This window comes from Flavobacterium sp. CG_9.1 (genome assembly GCF_015751645.1).
Taxonomy (GTDB): domain Bacteria; phylum Bacteroidota; class Bacteroidia; order Flavobacteriales; family Flavobacteriaceae; genus Flavobacterium; species Flavobacterium xanthum.
In genome coordinates this window covers 1-19,324 of sequence record NZ_JADOVC010000003.1, presented here as the reverse complement: position 1 = coordinate 19,324, position 19,324 = coordinate 1, and the positions used below count along the sequence as shown (strand labels likewise).

The 19,324-nt window shown below is 35.4% G+C and carries 19 protein-coding genes; 11 read left to right on the top strand and 8 right to left on the bottom strand.

The window, feature by feature from the left end:
- Window positions 1–9 precede the first annotated feature (9 nt).
- The 3 genes from IWX83_RS02300 (at window position 10) to IWX83_RS02290 (ending at window position 3,609) form a co-directional block, all read left to right on the top strand.
- Window positions 10–567 (top strand): type 1 periplasmic binding fold superfamily protein, encoded by a 558-nt coding sequence (locus IWX83_RS02300; protein ID WP_196827372.1) that lies wholly within the window; start codon window positions 10–12, stop codon window positions 565–567.
- Between the two features lie 158 nt (window positions 568–725).
- Entirely contained in the window at window positions 726–2,828 is a 2,103-nt protein-coding gene (locus tag IWX83_RS02295) for a prolyl oligopeptidase family protein (RefSeq protein ID WP_231379779.1), read from the top strand.
- 466 nt (window positions 2,829–3,294) lie between these two features.
- Window positions 3,295–3,609 (top strand): HPF/RaiA family ribosome-associated protein, encoded by a 315-nt coding sequence (locus IWX83_RS02290; RefSeq protein WP_196827368.1) that lies wholly within the window; start codon window positions 3,295–3,297, stop codon window positions 3,607–3,609.
- 95 nt (window positions 3,610–3,704) lie between these two features.
- Here IWX83_RS02290 and IWX83_RS02285 read toward each other — a convergent pair whose 3' ends face one another.
- Complete coding sequence (locus tag IWX83_RS02285; RefSeq protein WP_196827366.1) at window positions 3,705–5,282, bottom strand: murein L,D-transpeptidase; 1,578 nt, start codon at window positions 5,280–5,282, stop codon at window positions 3,705–3,707.
- Between the two features lie 503 nt (window positions 5,283–5,785).
- Between IWX83_RS02285 and IWX83_RS02280 the strand changes: the two genes are divergently transcribed.
- Together IWX83_RS02280 and IWX83_RS02275 are read left to right on the top strand one after the other, a co-directional pair.
- Window positions 5,786–8,242, top strand: coding sequence for an AsmA-like C-terminal region-containing protein (locus tag IWX83_RS02280; RefSeq protein WP_196827364.1), 2,457 nt, complete (start codon window positions 5,786–5,788; stop codon window positions 8,240–8,242).
- Between the two features lie 13 nt (window positions 8,243–8,255).
- A complete protein-coding gene (locus IWX83_RS02275) occupies window positions 8,256–8,765 on the top strand; it encodes a nuclear transport factor 2 family protein (protein WP_196827362.1) in 510 nt (169 codons plus the stop codon).
- A gap of 2 nt (window positions 8,766–8,767) precedes the next feature.
- Here IWX83_RS02275 and IWX83_RS02270 read toward each other — a convergent pair whose 3' ends face one another.
- A complete protein-coding gene (locus IWX83_RS02270; RefSeq protein WP_196827360.1) occupies window positions 8,768–10,372 on the bottom strand; it encodes a murein L,D-transpeptidase in 1,605 nt (534 codons plus the stop codon).
- Between the two features lie 179 nt (window positions 10,373–10,551).
- Between IWX83_RS02270 and trmB the strand changes: the two genes are divergently transcribed.
- From trmB to IWX83_RS02240, 6 genes are all read left to right on the top strand, one after another.
- A complete protein-coding gene (trmB, locus tag IWX83_RS02265) occupies window positions 10,552–11,229 on the top strand; it encodes a tRNA (guanosine(46)-N7)-methyltransferase TrmB (protein ID WP_073353575.1) in 678 nt (225 codons plus the stop codon).
- 42 nt (window positions 11,230–11,271) lie between these two features.
- Window positions 11,272–11,907 carry a LysE family transporter gene (locus IWX83_RS02260; protein WP_196827359.1) on the top strand — a complete coding sequence of 212 codons (636 nt, stop codon included), beginning with the start codon at window positions 11,272–11,274 and terminating at the stop codon, window positions 11,905–11,907.
- A 51-nt stretch (window positions 11,908–11,958) separates the two neighbouring features.
- Complete coding sequence (locus IWX83_RS02255) at window positions 11,959–12,288, top strand: MGMT family protein (protein ID WP_196827357.1); 330 nt, start codon at window positions 11,959–11,961, stop codon at window positions 12,286–12,288.
- A gap of 201 nt (window positions 12,289–12,489) precedes the next feature.
- The gene (locus IWX83_RS02250; protein ID WP_073353583.1) at window positions 12,490–13,620 is read left to right on the top strand and encodes an Mrp/NBP35 family ATP-binding protein; all 1,131 of its coding nucleotides are present in this window, start codon (window positions 12,490–12,492) and stop codon (window positions 13,618–13,620) included.
- Between the two features lie 100 nt (window positions 13,621–13,720).
- Entirely contained in the window at window positions 13,721–13,960 is a 240-nt protein-coding gene (locus IWX83_RS02245) for a NifU family protein (protein WP_073353585.1), read from the top strand.
- 199 nt (window positions 13,961–14,159) lie between these two features.
- Window positions 14,160–14,477, top strand: coding sequence for a 2Fe-2S iron-sulfur cluster-binding protein (locus tag IWX83_RS02240; protein ID WP_196827355.1), 318 nt, complete (start codon window positions 14,160–14,162; stop codon window positions 14,475–14,477).
- 31 nt (window positions 14,478–14,508) lie between these two features.
- Here IWX83_RS02240 and IWX83_RS02235 read toward each other — a convergent pair whose 3' ends face one another.
- The 6 genes from IWX83_RS02235 to IWX83_RS02210 form a co-directional block, all read right to left on the bottom strand.
- Window positions 14,509–15,405, bottom strand: coding sequence for a metallophosphoesterase (locus IWX83_RS02235; RefSeq protein ID WP_196827353.1), 897 nt, complete (start codon window positions 15,403–15,405; stop codon window positions 14,509–14,511).
- Between the two features lie 80 nt (window positions 15,406–15,485).
- On the bottom strand, window positions 15,486–16,217 hold the full coding sequence (locus tag IWX83_RS02230) for an SGNH/GDSL hydrolase family protein (protein WP_196827351.1): 732 nt from the start codon (window positions 16,215–16,217) through the stop codon (window positions 15,486–15,488).
- A gap of 63 nt (window positions 16,218–16,280) precedes the next feature.
- The gene (locus tag IWX83_RS02225) at window positions 16,281–17,063 is read right to left on the bottom strand and encodes a DUF3050 domain-containing protein (RefSeq protein ID WP_196827349.1); all 783 of its coding nucleotides are present in this window, start codon (window positions 17,061–17,063) and stop codon (window positions 16,281–16,283) included.
- A gap of 92 nt (window positions 17,064–17,155) precedes the next feature.
- The gene (locus IWX83_RS02220; RefSeq protein ID WP_196827347.1) at window positions 17,156–18,334 is read right to left on the bottom strand and encodes an acyl-CoA dehydrogenase family protein; all 1,179 of its coding nucleotides are present in this window, start codon (window positions 18,332–18,334) and stop codon (window positions 17,156–17,158) included.
- Window positions 18,335–18,626: 292 nt separating this feature from the next.
- Window positions 18,627–18,899 carry a type II toxin-antitoxin system YafQ family toxin gene (locus IWX83_RS02215; RefSeq protein WP_196827345.1) on the bottom strand — a complete coding sequence of 91 codons (273 nt, stop codon included), beginning with the start codon at window positions 18,897–18,899 and terminating at the stop codon, window positions 18,627–18,629.
- A complete protein-coding gene (locus IWX83_RS02210) occupies window positions 18,899–19,108 on the bottom strand; it encodes a hypothetical protein (protein ID WP_196827343.1) in 210 nt (69 codons plus the stop codon). The genes IWX83_RS02215 and IWX83_RS02210 overlap by 1 nt, the downstream gene beginning before the upstream one ends.
- Between the last annotated feature and the right edge of the window lie 216 nt (window positions 19,109–19,324).

Genomic DNA, 19,324 nt, shown 5'->3' with positions numbered 1-19,324 from the left:
CACAAAAAAATGAAAAATTCAAAAATTTTAGCACTAGCATTATTATCGGTATTCACGTTTTCATCTTGTAACAATGACGATCCTATTGCAGTAAATGAGGAGGAAGTAATTACAACAGTTACAACTACTTTGACTGCAGGGAATCAAATCATTACCTTGACTTCTAGAGATCTGGACGGAGACGGACCAAATACTCCGGTAGTTACTGTTTCAGGAGATTTAATAGTGAACACAACGTATACAGGAACAGTGCGTTTCTTAAACGAAGCCGTGACGCCAGTTGATGACATAACATTGGAAGTGAAAGCAGAAGGAGTAGAACATCAGTTATTTTATCAAGCACCAGCAGCAATAGGAGCTTTTACGTATACTGATACTGATGACAACGGAAAACCGATTGGATTAACTTTTACTTTGAAAACAGGAACAGTGGCAGCAACAGGAAATATAGTGGTGGTTTTGAGACACGAACCAGCTAAAAGTGCTGCTGGAGTTGCAACAGGAGATATTACAAATGCTGGCGGTGCAACAGATGCACAAATCACTTATCCAGTTCAGGTCAAATAAGCACTTCGTTCTGATGTCAACCATTCTAAAAAACGCTATTCGAAAGAGTAGCGTTTTTTTTGGTTTTATTTAAGACTTCCCCGCTGCTACTAAACTAACTATTTCCCTATTTTTGTAACAACCTAAAAAATTAACTAATGAAAAAAACTTTTTTAATAATGGCTGTATCTTCTGCAATGGCGACTTTTGCACAAAACCAAAAACCAAAACAGGTAACTTATCCCGTAACCACCAAAGGGGAAACGGTTGATGTGTATTTTGATACCAAACTTCCCGATCCGTACCGCTGGCTCGAAGACGACAAATCTGCTGAGACCGGTGCTTGGGTAAAAGCACAAAACGAAGTGACGTATGATTATTTGGCTCAGATTCCATTTCGGGATTTGCTAAAAGCAAGAATGGAAAAATTATGGAATTACGAAAAAATAGGAGCGCCTTTCAAAGAAGGAGATTTTACGTATTACTACAAAAATAACGGTTTGCAAAACCAATCGGTGTTGTATAGAAAAGACGCTAAAGGAACCGAAACCGTATTCTTGGATCCCAACACCTTTTCTAAAGATGGAACCACATCGCTTGGTGGATTAAATTTCTCTAAAGATGGTTCTAAAGTGGCCTACTCTATTTCAGAAGGAGGAAGCGATTGGAGAAAAGTTATTATCATGGATGCCGTTTCTCAAAAAATTATCGAAGACACCATCGTTGATGTAAAATTCAGCGGCGTTTCTTGGAAAGGAAATGAAGGATTCTATTATTCCAGTTATGATAAACCGAAAGGAAGCGAATTATCGGCGAAAACAGATCAACACAAATTGTATTTTCACAAGTTAGGAACCGCACAAAAAGTAGATCAAATTATTTTTGGCGCCGATCAAAAACGACGTTATGTTGGGGGCGGAGTTACAGAAGACGATCGTTTTCTAGTAATCACGGCAGCAAATTCTACTTATGGGAACGAATTGTACATCAAGGATTTGACAAAGGCCAACAGTCCTATTGTGACGATTGTGGATAATTTCAAAAGTGATAACAACATTGTCGAAAACGAAGGCACAAAAGTATTCATAGAAACCGATCTAAATGCGCCCAACAAACGCATCGTTACTGTTGATGTCAACAATCCAAAACCAGAAAACTGGAAAGATTTCATCGCAGAAACAGAGAACGTTTTGTCTCCATCAACAGGTGGCGGATATTTCTTTGCGAATTATATGAAAGATGCCGTTTCAGTGGTGAAACAATACGATTATTCTGGGAAACTGGTTCGCGAAATCCAATTGCCAGGCGTGGGTACTGCCGGTGGTTTTGGCGGAAAGAAAAAAGAGAAAACCTTGTATTATTCTTTCACGAATTACATCACTCCAGGTTCTACGTTTTCATTTGAGCCTTCAACAGGAATTTCTGCAGTATATCAAAAACCAAAAGTAGATTTCAATAGCGATTTATACGAGTCCAAACAAGTGTTTTATACTTCTAAAGACGGAACAAAAATTCCAATGATTATCACCCATAAAAAAGGATTGAAACTCGACGGAACAAATCCAACAATGCTATACGGTTATGGAGGGTTCAACGTGAGTTTGACGCCAAGTTTCAGTATTGCTAACGCCGTTTGGATGGAAAACGGGGGCGTTTACGCGGTACCAAATTTACGCGGCGGCGGAGAATACGGTAAAAAATGGCATGATGCAGGAACCAAGATGCAAAAACAAAATGTATTTGATGATTTCATTGCAGCAGCAGAATATTTAATTGCTCAAAAATATACAGCTCCTCAATACCTTGCTATTCGTGGTGGTTCTAACGGAGGATTGCTTGTAGGTGCCACCATGACACAGCGTCCAGAGTTGATGAAAGTCGCTCTACCTGCAGTAGGCGTGATGGACATGTTGCGTTACCACACTTTTACTGCAGGAGCAGGGTGGGCGTATGACTACGGAACAGCACAAGACAGCAAGGAAATGTTTACCTATATCAAGGGATATTCTCCTGTACACAACATACAAAAAGGAATACAATACCCAGCAACTATGGTTACAACGGGCGATCACGATGATAGAGTAGTGCCAGCACACAGTTTTAAGTTTGCAGCGGAATTACAAGAAAAACAAACTGGAACCAACCCAACCCTAATTCGTATTGATATCAATGCAGGACATGGCGCAGGAAAATCTGTAGCAGCAACCATTCAGGAAAACGTCGATATTCAGGCCTTTACCTTATTCAATATGGGAGTCGTGTTATTGCCAGAATTGGAATAAAGGTAATTGTAGGTTAGGATTTTACCCTGAGCGTCCCGAAATTTTGGGAGAAGGGAGGAGCTTTTTCCTGCTATCCGTTACAATCTTTTTCAACGCTTTCAGGGTTCAAAACCCTGAAAGCGTCTAGAAAAAGGATTTTCACTTCTATCAGGGCTAGGAAATCCAATACAATAACAGCACTTATTTTCAAAAACACCAGTCGAAAGATTGGTGTTTTTTTATGCGCTATTTCTAAAAAAATCGAGTAGATAAGTTGCAAGCAGAAGAGAAGATCTTGTTCCACTTGGCCTATTTTCCTCGATCATAATTAATTGTTTGAAAAAGAGAATAAAGCAAATCCCTTAATTCTAAACCTACCTTGAATCCATTTCTTTTGTCCTTAATTTTCACAATGTTTTACTAATGCAGTCGTTTTTTGAAACTTCGTTCGTTAAATTTGAAAGACAATCATTAAATAAATAAAAACATGACAGTACAAATCAACACAGACAATAACGTAGAAGGGAACGCACGATTGAAAGCGTATATTTCAGATGAATTAGGAACCGCTTTAGCACGTTTTGAAGATAAAATCACCCGTTTAGAAGTGCATCTTGGAGACGAAAATAGTGCCAGGTCTGGACTCGATGACAAACGATGTCTTATCGAAGCCAGGCCAATTAATATGCAGCCCTTAGCCGTTACAAATTATGCCGATACTACCGAGAAAGCATTTCACGGAGCCTTGGATAAAATTAAAAAAGTGTTGGAAACAACTTTTGAAAAAAAGAAAACGTATTAAAAAATTGCCTCTAGATAAATAAAAAAAATGACACTGACTTTTAAATAAGACAGTGTCATTTTTTTTGGATTAGTATTGTTGAGCAGATCAAACTATCATTTGTCAAACAATAATGTTGCTAACGTTTCATCCCTTTTGTAGACATCTTCATAAAAATGAATCACGCCTTCCTCATCTACCCAAGCAGTAAAATAACCAATATACACTGGGATTTTATTTTTAAGCGTGTACCAAAACTCTTCTCCGCCGTTCATTGCGGTTTCTATTTTAGCAGGATTCCATTTTTTATCATCTTTCATAATTACTGCGGCAAGTTCTTTTGGCTTTGCTACACGAATACATCCATGGCTGAAAGCACGGTCTTCTTTTCCAAATAAACTTTTGGATGGGGTGTCGTGTAAATAAATTGCATTCGAATTAGGGAATAAAAATTTTACTAATCCCAATGAGTTTTCTGGTCCAGGTCGCTGTCTAACATAACTATCTTTCCATTCCATGTCATGTTCTTCTAAATAATTTGGATTTTTCTCAATGGCAGGAAGGATTTCTTTCTTCAGAATGCTTGTTGGTACATTCCAATATGGTCGGAACACAATATATTTCATTGGTGCGCTAAAAATTACCGTTTTGTGCATTGCTTTTCCTACCACAACCTTAGAACGCAACTCTGGTTCACCATCCCTAAAAAAAGTCAGTTCATAGGCAGGAATGTTGACCACAATTAATTCTTCAGATTTAGTAATATCATCGGATATCCATCGACAACGTTCCATATTAACCATGATGGTTTTGATGCGTTCCGCAACTGGCACGTTCATGTATTTAATATGTTCCGGCAGAATCGTTTTGTTGAGGGTATTGCCACTTCTTTTTTTAAATTTCAAAATTCCTGTAGCTAATTCAGTATCATACACGGCACTTTTAGAATCTTGTGAAATATCATCGGTGATAAACAAACGGGTTCTGATTTGTGCAATAGCCGCAGCGCTATCTCCAGGTTTATAGGATTTAACATTTGGATCAAGAGCAATCGCTTTCCATCCGCCTTTTTTTTCTATTTTGCGGTATTCCTGTAAAACATCTTTTAAAAGGAAGTATTGCTTCAAAACACCTTTTTCTTCTTTGTGAATTAACGTAGGATTGATTAACAATGAATCTAGGTAATTTCCGTAAGATTGCCTTTTTCGAGGTAAAAACCAACCTAAATCTTTTGTTTTCTTAATGTCGATTCCGTCATATACTTTTTCAGCATAAAAAAAGTACAGGGCAGAGCTCAGTAACTCCGTTTCAATACTAGCCTTTTGATTGTCATCCGGATTATCGTAGATATCGTCTAATTTTTCTTTATATGGAATGGCGGTTTCAATTCCTTCCAGATTCATGCTATTTACTTTGTTGTAAAGTAAACCAGCAAATTCATTTAGGCCGTCCTTATCAAACCAGATATAATGAAATTCATGTTTGCGGTACAATTGCTCAACATCGCCTCGATAGTTTTTTAGCTTTGGATATTTACCAAAGAAGGTCCCAATTTGAGTACTGTCAAAAGGTATTTCAATTTCGTTTAAACGCGCTGGTGCCATCGCAACCTCTTTATTTTTCTTTTTGCAAGAAACAACAGTAAACAGTAGTGTAAAAACAACAACTAATAATAGGGGAAATAATTTTTTCATGATTCAATTTTAATTCGTGAAGAATGGATGGTTGGCAGTACAAAAATACATCAAATCAAGTACGGTAGTATCGGTTGCAAAGGAGCTGTATCATTGAACATGGAACACGTACTTATTATGTAGAGGTGTAAATAATAGAAAATAACGTATAAGTATCTAATAATAAAATATTTAAGATTTAAAGATTGTTGTTTAGCAGATTATTTTCATCAAATATTTTTTTATTAATCCAAAAATTATGAAATAAATAGTATTCGTTTTTGTAAATTTTTGGCTGTTTTTATCTTTTATAGCTGTAGGGTAAAGCCTTATTTCAGAGAGTACTACCTTTTTTAAAGCAGCTGTTATTCGCTAATAAATAAGGGGCTTTTCCAAGTTCTTTATCATTAATAGTACTGCGCTCGAACTGTGGCGTAAAAATTTGAATTGTAATTTGTAGTTTGAAATCAGTAAGAGCATCAGTTTTTATAGTATCTTGTATTTTAAACAGTAAAGGAGTACGCATGAATCAATTTTGGCAGGGCGCAAGAACTTATTTTAATACGGCAAGTTTCAAGAAAGTAAGCAAAAGAATTGGTTTTTTCTTTGCGGGAGTTGTTGCGCTTATTTTAATATCTTCAGCGGTTGTGGCACTTTATTTTAATACTAATAAAGAAGAAATTGTAACCCAAATCAATGCTAAGATCAACGAAAATATTACCGGCACAATCCACATTGGAGATATTAAATATAAATTCTTAAAAGGTTTTCCCAATATGACTTTGGCGTTAAGCCAAGTTGAATTGAAGGATAGTTTGTGGGTCTTTCATAAACGTACACTACTCAAGGCACAACAAATTGAGATTAGAATTGATCTTTGGGACTTGGTTTCAAACGAGATTAACATCAACAAAATCGAAATTCAGCAAGCTACTTTGCACTTATTTAAAGGAAAAAATGGAATTGTAAACACACACATCTTTAGGGCTAAGCCAAAAGGTGAAAAAACAAAAAGTGCTACTACTTCGACCTTTGATGAAGTCATAATGGATCAAGTTCATTTTATTTCTGAAAATCAAATGGGAAACAAGTTGTTTGATTTTGATATTCTAGCTTTACGAAGTAAAATTGCATTTAAGGACGAAAATTGGCAGACGAATCTGTATTTGAAAACACTAGCCAAAAGTATGGCCTTCAATACCAAAAGAGGAAGTTTTATCAAGAACAGCATGGTAGAAGGTGTTTTGAAAGTTGATTTTTCCAACGCTAAAAACCAGATTAGTGTATCCACCACTAATTTTGGAATTGGCCCTGAGTTTTTTGATATCAAGGCTCATTTTAGTTTGGATGCAAACAAATCTCCTTTTGATATTGCCATTAAAACCTCCATATTGTGGCGCGAAGCTTCTGCTTTATTGAGTGCTAATATTAGTGCTAAAATTAACCAATTTGACTTGAAAAACCCTATAAATGTGAGTTGCTCCATTATTGGGGACATGAATGCTAAAGGAGATCCAGAAATTATTGTAAAGACAAACATTAGGGATAATGAACTCAAAATACCGGACGGGATTATTACCGACTGCACTTTTGACGCGACGTTCACCAACCAATATAAAAAAGGAGCGGGTTGTAATGATGTTAATTCTACGATTACCCTGACCGATTTTTCAGGGAAATACAAAACAATTCCTTTTAAAATTCCCATCGGAATTATTTCTAATTTTGAAAAAACAACTGCGGCAGGAAGTTTTAAATCAGATTTTAATGTATCTCGATTGAATGAGATTGTGACTAAAGATTTTATCCATTTTTCTGATGGTCAAGCCAAAGTGAATCTGGAATTTAAATTTGATATCTTGGATTTAAAAATACAACAACCATTGTTTACTGGAAATGTAGACGTTAAAAATGCAACAGTAAATTACGGACCAAGAAATTTGACTTTCGTAAAAACAGATATTGAGCTTGATTTTACTGAAGAAGCACTTTTGATAAAAAAAATTAATTTCAAAGACCGTAAGAATAAGGTTTTTATGGAGGGGAAAATTGATAATTTTCTGACGTTGTATTATGAAAATCCTGAAAAAATGATTGTCAATTGGGATATTTATGCTCCTTTTCTGGATATAAAACAATTTGTAGGTATTATCACTAATTCAGGTCAAAAAGCAACTAAAAAGAAAAATACAAAAGATGATTTTTCATCTGAATTGTATGCTGTAATTGATAAATGCCAAGTGGTGCTGAATTTGAAAGCAGACCAAATGGTGTACAGTAAACTGGAGGCGACTAATGCTAAAGCTACCATCCTATTGGTAAATAATCAGTTAATCGTGAAGAATGGCTGGGTGCAAAGTTCTGGCGGTACAATCTCCTTTGACGGAAAATTGGTCCCAAAAGATGACCTTTTCTTTTTACAGTCAAACACACAAATCAATCGTGTCGATATTGCCCGATTCCTGACTTCGTTGAATAATTTTGGAATTCAATCTTTTCAACCTAAAAACATTAAAGGGTTTCTCTCCGCTTCCACCTCGGTGCAAGGAACGCTTCTCTCTGGTGGACAATTGAAAATAAATTCATTGGCAGGCAGTGCTAAATTTAAAATAGACCAAGGAGCATTGATTGATTTTGAACCCATCACTGCGATAGGTAAATATGCTTTTCCGTTTAGAGACGTCAATAATATCGTGTTTAGAAACCTATCTGGTAATTTTGACATAAATGGTGCTTTAGTTGGGGTAAAAGATTTGAAAGTAAGCTCTAACGTTTTGAATTTGGATGTGAATGGTGTTTATTCCTTTGGGAGAGGGACAAATTTGGCTTTGACGACACCGCTTAGAAATCCTAAAAAGGATGAGTTGATCACCGATAAAGTTGAAAGAGCTGAAAAGCGAAATAAGGGAATTGTATTGCATTTACTAGCAGTTGATGAAGAGGGAAAAATAAAAATCCGATGGGATAAAAACCATGAATAAATAGCAAAAAGGTATGAAACAAATAGTGATTTTACTGATTATTATGACTTTGTCAGGTTGCAAAAGTACGATGGTGAATCAAGCAAGCTTAAAAGCAAACAGCAATGCTACGCTTGATGCATGGCACAAAGCCGCAGCAGATGCGGATTACAATGCCTATTTTAATTTAATGACTGATGATGCTGTTTTCATAGGTACCGATGCAACCGAAAACTGGAGTAAAGCAGCTTTTCAAACGTATGCAAAGCCGCATTTTGATAAGGGAAAAGCATGGAGTTTTACTACTTTGGAACGGCATATTTATTCTGATGCAACGGGTAAAATAGCTTGGTTCGATGAATTGTTGAATACCCAAATGAAGATTTGCCGGGGTTCAGGTGTTTTGGTAAAAATAGATAAAGAGTGGAAAATACAGCAGTATGTGTTATCAATGACAGTACCTAATGAAAATTCGAATGAAGTGATTAAGGTAAAAGCTTCACTGGAAGACATGATGATCAAAACATTAAAATCGAAACAGTAGTATTATTTGGAGTCATTGTCAAAAAGGAGTTCTGCTAAACGATCATCCCTTAAATAGATATCATTAAAAAAACTAATTTCGCCAGAATCATTGACCCAAGTAGTGAAATAACCCAAGTGAACTGGAATTTTATTTTTTAGATAGCAGGTAGTTTCCTTATCGCCATCCATCGCTTTCTTTATGCGTTCCACGGGCCACTCAGGATTGTTGTTTAAAATTAAATAAGCCAATTCTTGTGCCTTATTTATGTTGATACATCCATGACTATAGGCGCGGTACTCCGACTCAAATAAAGTTGTGGATGGTGAGTCGTGTAAGTATATGTCATTAGAACTGGGAAAGATAAATTTTACTTTTCCTAATGGATTTTTTGGACCTGGTTTTTGTCTCACTCGACCCTTATTCCACTCCATGTCATTATCAATTAAGTAGTTTTTATCTCCATCCATCGCTGTTTTTATTTCGCTTTGAACAATACTTGTTGGGATATTCCAGTAGGGACTAAATACCAGATGACTAATCATACTGCTAAAAATAACGGTTTCATTCATGGTACTACCGACAAAAATATTTGATTCTAATTCGGTTTTGCCGTCTCTTTTAAAAAATAGTTTAAAAGACGGGATGTTCACAATGATGTATTCCGGTGCTTTGTTAAGTTCTGGCGCAACCCAACGGCAACGTTCCATATTTACCATAATTGTTTTGATATAATTTTCAATAGGAATGTTTAGCCTTTGAATGTGGCTTGAGGTAATGAGTGGATCTGATTTATAGCCATTTCTTTTTTTGAAATTTAGAATACCAGCCAGCAGCTCTTCATCGTAGCGATTGCTTTTAGAGTCTTGTTTTAAATCACCAGTGATAGCAAGTCGTTGCCTGATTTGAGCAATGGTTTTGGAAGTGTCACCTAGTTTGTATTCCCGTATTGAGGAGTCTTTAACAATTACGTTCCAGTCCCCATTTTGTTCCATTTGTTGGTATTTTTTTAACACATCGCGGAGTTTGTAATACTGTCCAAATAGCAAATTATCATCTTTTTCTAATGATTGTGGATCAGTTAATAAAGACTGCAGTAGAGTGGTGTAAGAAAGATTTTTTGGGGGTATAAACCAGCCAATTTCCCTTATTTTTTCAGGATCAATGCCCTTGTAAACTTTTTTGGCATAAAAAATAAACATTGTGGATAGCAGTAATTCAGTTTCAGTAGGAGTGAGAGTTGGCGTTACTTGTTTATTAAAAATGAGAGCAACTTTATCTTTGTAGGCAAAGCTTGACTTTAAGCCTTCCTGCTCGAGTTGATCTACTTTGGAATGGAGTAAATGGGCAAACTCTATAATTCCTTCCTTGTCAAACCACACGGAATGGTAGTTTCGTTTTTTGTATAAAGCCAGTACATCCAATTTGTGTTTTTTTAAATTAGGATATACTTTAAAAAATCTAGTAATGACTAAGCTGTCCACTTTGATATATGAGATGGTGTTTTTCTTTTTAGGGAGCGGTAGGTTCAAAGAAGGTTTGTTACTTGTTGTGTTTCTTAAACAAGAAGCGCTAGAATTTAAAAAGCTGAACAACAGTAGTATAATAAATAAAATAAGGTTTTTCATGGCCTGATTATTTATCTAAAGGTAAACAAAAATTTCCTTGATAGAAAGCGAATTAACAACTAGGGCATAGGCTGAAAGGATGAAAATAGGATGCTGGTGAAAAACGTTTTTTCATTTTTTTACCGCGATGGCATTCGGTCTTATATAATTCCTTAATTTTGCCGAAATATTGTAAAAAAGTGGGAAGCAAAAATAAATTAAAAAGATTCAAGGAAAACGAAACATTCACAAATGTTTTTCAACCAACGAGAGAGGAAGTAGTAGGAGATTTATTTCCCCTTAGAGGAAAATGGAATTCTGAATTTTTCAGAAATGATAATCCCCTAGTGCTAGAATTAGGTTGCGGAAAAGGAGAGTATGCGGTAGGTCTTGCCGAAAGATATCCCAATAAAAACTTTGTTGGAATAGATATTAAGGGAGCCCGTTTTTGGCGCGGTGCCAAAACTGCAGTTGAAACCGGCCTTCATAATGTGGCGTTTATCCGAACTCAAATTGAATTAATCAATCATATTTTTGCTGAAAATGAAGTAGACGAAATTTGGATTACTTTTCCAGATCCACAAATAAAATACAAAAGGACAAAACACAGAATGACCAACTCTGAATTTTTGCAGTTGTATAAAAAAGTACTCAAGAAAGACGGTGTGGTAAACTTAAAAACCGATAGTGAGTTTATGCATGGTTATACTTTAGGGTTGTTGCACGGGGAAGGACATGAAGTGTTGTATGCCAATCACAATGTATATGTAAATGAAGGAAGTCCAGAGGAAGTGACTGCTTTTCAAACTTTTTATGAGAAACAATATTTGCAAGTTAACAAAGCAATTACGTATATTCGATTCAAAATTAAACAATAGTTTTATATTTGAAATAGATTTTTTTGATTTTGCACTTGGCCTATGAATTTAATTACTTCCTTGTTTTTGGGTTTCGTTACTGCCTTCGTAGGGATTACACCTCCGGGATTGATTAATATGACAGCTGCCAAAGTGAATCTCAAAGAAGGAAAAAGAAGTGCTTTTTGGTTTGTTTTAGGAGCCGTAATTGTAATTTTCTTTCAAGCTGCACTAGCCATATTTTTTGCCCAGTTTATTAAGGAACGACCAGATGTAATTGTTTTATTGCGGGAAGTAGGTTTTGGGATTTTTTCAGCATTAACTATCTATTTTTTGTTGGTCGCTAAAAAGCCAAAAAAGAAAAAAGGTAAAATTAAAAAAAAGAGTACCTCCACCCGTTTTTTTCTCGGAATGCTGCTTTCAGCACTGAATTTTTTTCCTATTCCTTATTACGTCTTTGTAAGTGTCACTTTAGCGTCGTACAATCTCTTTTACTTTGATACTGCACACGTTTTTATTTTTGTTTCAGGAGTGGTATTGGGTTCTTTTTTGGTATTCTATTTCTACATTACCTTCTTTCAAAAAATACAAGATAAAACTGATTATTTGATGCGTAATATGAATACTATTATTGGAAGCATCACAGGATTCATATCGTTAGTTACCTTGATCAATATCATACGGTATTATCTAAAGTAATTTCCGTAAATTACTACTTAAATTAGGCACCCTTATTATCCTTTTGGAAGCATGACAAACGACAATTTTTTCGAAAGAGTATATGCAATTGCGAGGCAAATTCCATTTGGGAAAGTCACTTCGTACGGAGCAATTGCAAAAGCTTTAGGAACTGCTCGTTCAGCTCGAATGGTGGGTTGGGCGATGAATGCTTCGCATAATTTGGACGATGTTCCTGCACATCGGGTAGTTAACAGAAAGGGATTACTGACAGGGAAATTGCATTTTGACGGAACGAATCTCATGCAGCAATTATTAGAAAATGAAGGGATAGTTGTGGTTGAAAATCAGATTGTAGATTTCGAAAAGCATTTTTGGCAGCCGGAAGTTAGGATTGAGTAATCGATAATGGAGCACTACTTAAGTATTCATAGTCGAAAAAATAGATTGGTTCCTGATAATCTCCAACAATTTCTTCATCAATAAATCCAATCCAATTCCTTTATTTAAAGAACTTAATCCGCTATCTTTGTAATCTGAAATCAGTTTAAATAAAGATAATATTCTGGCGTTACATTGCCAATAGAAAACAATTAACTAAAAATGAAATTAGATAGAAAAGATATTCTTAAAGCTTTAGAAACGATTACTATAGCTGGAGAAGGAAAAAACATGGTGGAGAGTGGAGCAATTGCAAATGTAATTACTTTTGGCGATGAGGTTGTAGTTGATTTAGTTTTGCATACACCAGCCATGCATATTAAAAAACGGGCAGAAGAGGACATTAAAAAAGCAATTCTTGAATTAGTATCTGCTGCTGCAAAAATAAAAATCAATAGTAAAGTAGAGGTTCCGGACAAACCAGAAATTAAAGGGAAACAAATCCCTGGAATAAAAAATATCATAGGAGTAGCTTCTGGTAAAGGAGGAGTAGGGAAATCTACTGTTACTGCTAATCTAGCGGTGTCTTTAGCAAAAATGGGATTCTCAGTTGGGATCCTTGATGCTGATATTTACGGGCCGTCGATGCCTATTATGTTTGATGTTGAAAGCGAGAAGCCAATTTCTGTAACCGTTGATGGGAAATCAAAAATGAAACCTGTTGAAAGTTACGAAGTTAAAATTCTTTCTATTGGGTTTTTTACAGCGCCAAGTCAAGCAGTAATCTGGAGGGGACCTATGGCTTCAAAAGCGTTGAACCAAATGATATTTGATGCTGATTGGGGAGAATTAGACTTTATGTTAGTCGATTTGCCACCGGGTACTGGAGATATTCATCTTTCGATTGTACAATCATTGCCTATCACGGGTGTTGTAATCGTAAGTACGCCGCAAGCGGTTGCTTTGGCTGATGCCAAAAAAGGAGTTTCCATGTTTATGTCTGAAGCGATAAATGTTCCAGTTTTAGGAATTATTGAGAACATGGCCTATTTCACACCAGAAGAACTACCTGAAAATAAATACTACATTTTTGGAAAAGAAGGAGCTAGAAATCTAGCAGATGATTTAGAAGTACCGTTTTTAGGTGAAGTGCCCATAGTACAATCCATTCGAGAAGCAGGAGATTACGGCCGACCTGCAGCAATGCAAGCGGGTTCAATAATTGAAACTGTTTTTGAAGAAATTACGAGAAATGTAGTACGCGAAGTTATCAACAGAAATGAAAGTTTACCAGCCACAGAAGCGGTTAAGATTACAACGATGGCGGGTTGTTCAGCAGTGAAAAAAAATTAGAAAATTGACAATTAGAGAATTAGAAAAAGTAGAAATTAGGATCTTTTACATGATTTCTACTCTTTACATTTTCTACTCTTTAAATCTATAAACAAACAAAATGACAACAGAAGAATTAACAATAGAAGTTCAAAAGGCACTAGAAGAAATTAGACCCTTTTTAAATTCAGATGGTGGGGACATAACACTGATTTCTATCGAGGATGGTAAACACGTAAAAGTTCGCCTTGAAGGAGCCTGTACTAGTTGCAGTGTTAACCAAATGACACTGAGAGCCGGTGTGGAAACGACCATCAAAAAGTTTGCTCCCCAAATTGAAACTGTTGTAAATATCATGTAAATACGTTAAAATTTTCCCTTTAAAAGAAAATGCCCTTTTTAATAGGTATTAGATTTTTTTAAAAGGGGTATTCTTTTGATGATTTATTTGTGGTTTTTTTGTACTGTTAAAATCGCTAATTTCTAATTAAGGCGCTCAAATCTTCCACGACTTCCAGTACGCTATAAATTGATGACCAACCAATTCCAAATTTAAATAAATGGATGTATTAATAAAAATTAAAGACAGAGAAGGAATAGTACATGAACTGCAAGCTCCTACGGATATGGCCATGAATATCATGGAATTATGTAAAGCTTATGAGCTTCCTGTAGAAGGAACCTGTGGCGGTATGGCCATGTGTGCATCTTGTCAGTGTTATGTTTTGAACGATGTGCCCTTGCCAGAAATGGGTGATGATGAAGAAGCCATGTTGTCAGAGGCATTTTATGTCAAATCAAACAGCCGTTTGGGCTGTCAAATACCAATCACCGAAAGCCTCGAAGGATTAGAACTAGAGTTGGCTCCAGAGAATTAAATTAAAAAAAGCGAGAAGAGATTCTCGCTTTTTATTTATAATCTTTTAAGTTGGTTGGACCTTCCAGCACTTCTCTAACTACCTGAAGAATGCCATTTTCCTTAGTGTCGATAAACCATTTTATCAATGTTATCGTTCCATTTGCAATTTCAATTCCGGTGATGCTTCGGGGATGTACGCAACTTCCATCATTGAAATATGGAGTTGAATTTGGGCTTGGATAAGAAAAACTGGGGCGATGGGTGTGTCCCACAATAGTAATTTTTCGATTGTTGTTTTCAATCCACTTTTTGATACGGAGTTCAATTTTTATTCGTTCAATGTAGTTTTTAGCTGGACTCGTTGGGTCAGAAATGCCCCATATTTGTAATGGTTTCCATAGTATTCGTACCATAAACCGATTGATTTTCCAACCGATGTAATTCATGAAATCTGCTTGATGACCGTGCGTTAAAAACAATTCTTGATTCGTTTCCTGATGGACTAAAACAAGAGCTTCATGGCATTGTATCCCAGTAAATAAAGGTTCTATTCTGTCATTTTGGGTATTGGTATACGTTGAGAGTGCTTTTTTTGCATGCTCATTATCTCTAAAAGTCATCTCATGGTTGCCCCAAATTTTGTAGTATCTTTTAGAATCATGAAATTTCTTGAGCAATAAGTAAACGTTTTTGTGTGCTTCAAAAATAGTTTTAAAAAAAATATTTTCCCATAATTCATCACCATCTCCCAATTCGCAATAAGTAAAGCCTTCATTGTAATATTGATTCATTGCATGAAAATAAACATTTCTATTGCTTGCAAAATCATCAGCAAAGCTATTGTCGCTTCTGTGGCAATCACTAAAGAGAATAAATTTTGAGTGATCGTCAAAAGGAATTCTTTTAGCTTCATTATAAGCTCTGGTTAATCGTTCTTGAGAAGCCATTTTTTTATTTTAAAAAATAAAGATAACCAAAATAGACTAGAATGTTATTTTAGTTAGGTTTGTGTCTTTACAGAATCATTTTAATTGTGGACGGCAACAGTTGCCTTTGGTAAAATTCGCTCTACAAATAAAGAATAGGCAAATTCGGATGGGTGTAAACCATCTGTAGCCACGAGGTTGGGATTTGTTAAACCTTGTCGAGTAATGTCGGTAATGTTTATAAAAATAATCGAATTGTCCTCGCAATATTTTTTCGCAAATGCATTATAGTGATCTAGTTCTGTTGAAATTTTGGTTTGATTGCCGGATGCTTGTCCAAAAGGAGTATAGGTATAATCTGGGATAGAGACTACAATTAAGTTTGTTTTGTCTCCTTTTGCGGCAGCGATAGCTTTAAGCACTAATTCAGGAAATTCTTTTTCATATAATGCAAAAGGCTTGTTGAGATATTGATTGTTTACACCAATAAGTAAAGTGACTAAATCGTAATTTGAAGTTGGGTTTTGAGTTGCAATAGCCGAAAGCAAGTTGGTCGTTGTCCAGCCTGTTTGTGCAATAATTTTATGGGAGTAGGTATCGCTCGGATTTAAATCAGCTAGTTTTTTTGATAATTGTGCTGGAAAGCCACACGTTTCGCAAACGCTTTGTCCGATGGTGTAACTGTCTCCAAGGGCTAAATAAGTATAGGTCTTTCCTTGTGTTTGGGGGACAGTATTTATTGGCGTTGGTTCTGGAATCGAACTCTCCGTAGTACAATTGGCATTAGAAAGTAATAAGAAGAACGCAACTATTATTTGAAAGTGTTTTTTCATTATTTCGAAATTAAAGTGAATTCAGTTTCAAATAATAGTTACGTATATAGGAAAGTAATGGTTTTAGGCCAACTCTACTTTCAAAGTAAGTGATTCTTCAATAGCATCCCAAAGTCCAATGCGTTTTTCGAGTGCTAGGATAGAAATTTCCTCCACATCGGACCATTTTTGTGCATCTGTTCCGCATAATTCCGTGATCATTTTCATTGCCATAGGACCATGTTCATCAGCGTCTAATTCAATATGTCTTTCGAAATAATAAATAAGTTTAGTTAAATCCGTCTCGGGGAAATTGGCTTGAAAATTTCTTAGGATTTCGGTAAACATACTCGGAATTAAATCCTCGCGACCAAAAGTGAATGCAGCAGCAATTTCATGTGATTTTCCTTCTTCTATAACTCGGAATGTAAAATCTAAAAAAGCTTTGATATTAGGATGCAAATTGCTTTTTTTGATTGCAACAAATATGTTTTTAAGCGAATCTACCTCAGTTAAAAAATGTTCGATTCCACTGGTGTTCGCATCACAGGCTTTCATCGCTTCAATATACATCTCATAATGACTAGAGCGCTTTCCGTCTAATGTTAAATCAGATTCCTCCGCAACCACAATTTCGTTAATTAAATACCTAGTTTGTGGGTTTTCTGTTGCGAACCACGGAGTTGTTGTACACGTTAATTTAGACTGTAAAGCTTTTAACAAAGACATAAAGTCCCAAACCGCATAAACATGATTTTCTAAAAAACACTGTAAATCCTCAACGGTTTTTACTTTTTTGTATAAAGTATGTTGTAACAATAGTTCTTTTTGGGACTGAATACTATTGTTGATTGTTGCAATATTCATAGGTGGTATTTTTTATGTAAATATAAAAAAGCTTCTTGTTTCCAAGAAGCTTTTACTATCAATTTTATAAATACTTTAATAGTCGTTTACTACTATTTAAAAGCTGGAATTCCTGTGATATCCATACCAGTAATTAGTAGGTGTATGTCATGTGTTCCTTCGTAGGTAATTACAGATTCTAGATTCATCATGTGTCGCATAATAGAATATTCTCCAGTTATTCCCATTCCTCCTAATATCTGTCTGGCTTCTCGAGCAATGTTAATTGCCATGTCTACGTTATTTCTTTTTGCCATCGAAATTTGAGCGGTTGTTGCACGTCCTTCATTTCTTAAAACACCCAATCTCCAAGTTAACAATTGTGCTTTGGTGATTTCGGTAATCATTTCGGCTAACTTCTTTTGTTGTAATTGTGTTCCTGCAATGGGTTTGTCAAATTGAATTCTTTCTTTGGCGTAACGCAAAGCAGTATCGTAACAATCCATCGCGGCACCGATAGCACCCCATGCAATTCCGTATCGCGCTGAATCAAGACAACCAAGTGGCGCTCCTAATCCTGATTTATTAGGCAATAAATTTTCTTTTGGTACTTTGACATTATCAAAAATAAGTTCCCCTGTTGAGGACGCTCGAAGTGACCATTTGTTGTGTGTCTCAGGAGTAGAAAAACCTTCCATGCCACGTTCTACAATTAAACCGTGAATTCTTCCTGCTTCATTTTTTGCCCAAACTACAGCTATATCTGCAAAGGGAGCATTTGAAATCCACATTTTAGCACCATTCAATAAATAATGGTCCCCCATGTCTTTAAAGTTGGTAATCATACTTCCTGGATCTGAACCGTAATTAGGCTCTGTCAATCCGAAACATCCCATAAATTCACCGGTAGCTAACTTAGGCAGGTATTTAACACGTTGTTCCTCGTTTCCGTATTTCCAAATAGGATACATCACGAGAGAAGACTGCACAGATGAAGTGGAGCGAACACCAGAATCGCCACGTTCAATTTCTTGCATGATCAGCCCGTAGGAAATTTGGTCTAAACCAGCTCCGCCATATTCCTGAGGAATATATGGGCCAAAGCCACCTATTTCACCTAACCCTTTAATAATTTGTTTTGGGAATTCTGCTTTTTGAGCATATTCTTCTATAATTGGGGACACTTCACGTTTTACCCATGCTCGGGCAGAATCACGAACTAATTTGTGTTCTTCTGTTAGTAAATCGTCTAGGTTATAGTAATCTGGAGATTGAAATAAGTCTGGTTTCATGGTGTTGCTAATTTTTATATGATACAAATTTACATAAAGAAATATAACAAAAGCATCAACAATTGTTATAATTTTTTATTTTACGTGAAAATAACGAATTTCGCAATCAAATAAGTAGTTTTCAAAGCGTGATTTTAATAAAAAAAATCATTGTCTAACAATTTACAATAACACCCTTAAATGTTTTTTGAAATTTACATGAAACAAGAGAGAGCTACTAACTAACCTAAAATTATTTGTACAATAACTTTTCAAATAATTTACTTTGTTAGTATCATAAATTTGAAAAAAATTAAAATAGATCAGAATTCGTTCCTGTACGAGTTAGGGACATGAGTTTAATTTCATCATCTTGTTGCCAAATTAGCAACCAATCTGGTTGAATATGACATTCCCAAAATCCTTTAAAATTTCCCTTTAACAAATGAGGTTTTAAATTTGAATTCAAAGAGCCATTTTTTTCTAACTGAAAAATAACGTTCTCAATTAAATCGATATTCAAACCTCTTTTTATACAAAGTTTAAAATCTTTTTTAAATTTATTTGTCGCAACTACTGTAAACATTATGACTTTAAAATTGCAAGTAATGCTTCAGCATTTTTAGCTCTAATAACTTTGCCCTTTTTAGCATCTTCCATAGATTTTAACGTGTCAAAATTTGGAGTGTTTATAATTTCAACATCACTTTTGTTTTTACTAAATAAATGTATCATAGCAGTCAGTAGTTTACCTGCTTTACTTTTTTCGTTTATTTTTAAAGTTATAGTTCTCATAGTCGTTTATTTTGACAAATTTACAAAATTTTTTGATCCAAAATGCAACGTTTAGGAATGCAACAACTTCCATTGTAATTTATTTTTCAGATTATTTCTGTTTCAATAATGCAATCTCATCTATTTTAGCCCCCGATAAGTTCGGAGTGTTATTTTAAATTTCAAACTTATATATTTGAAACATGAAATACAAGAAATGGACTTTAGATCAGAAGC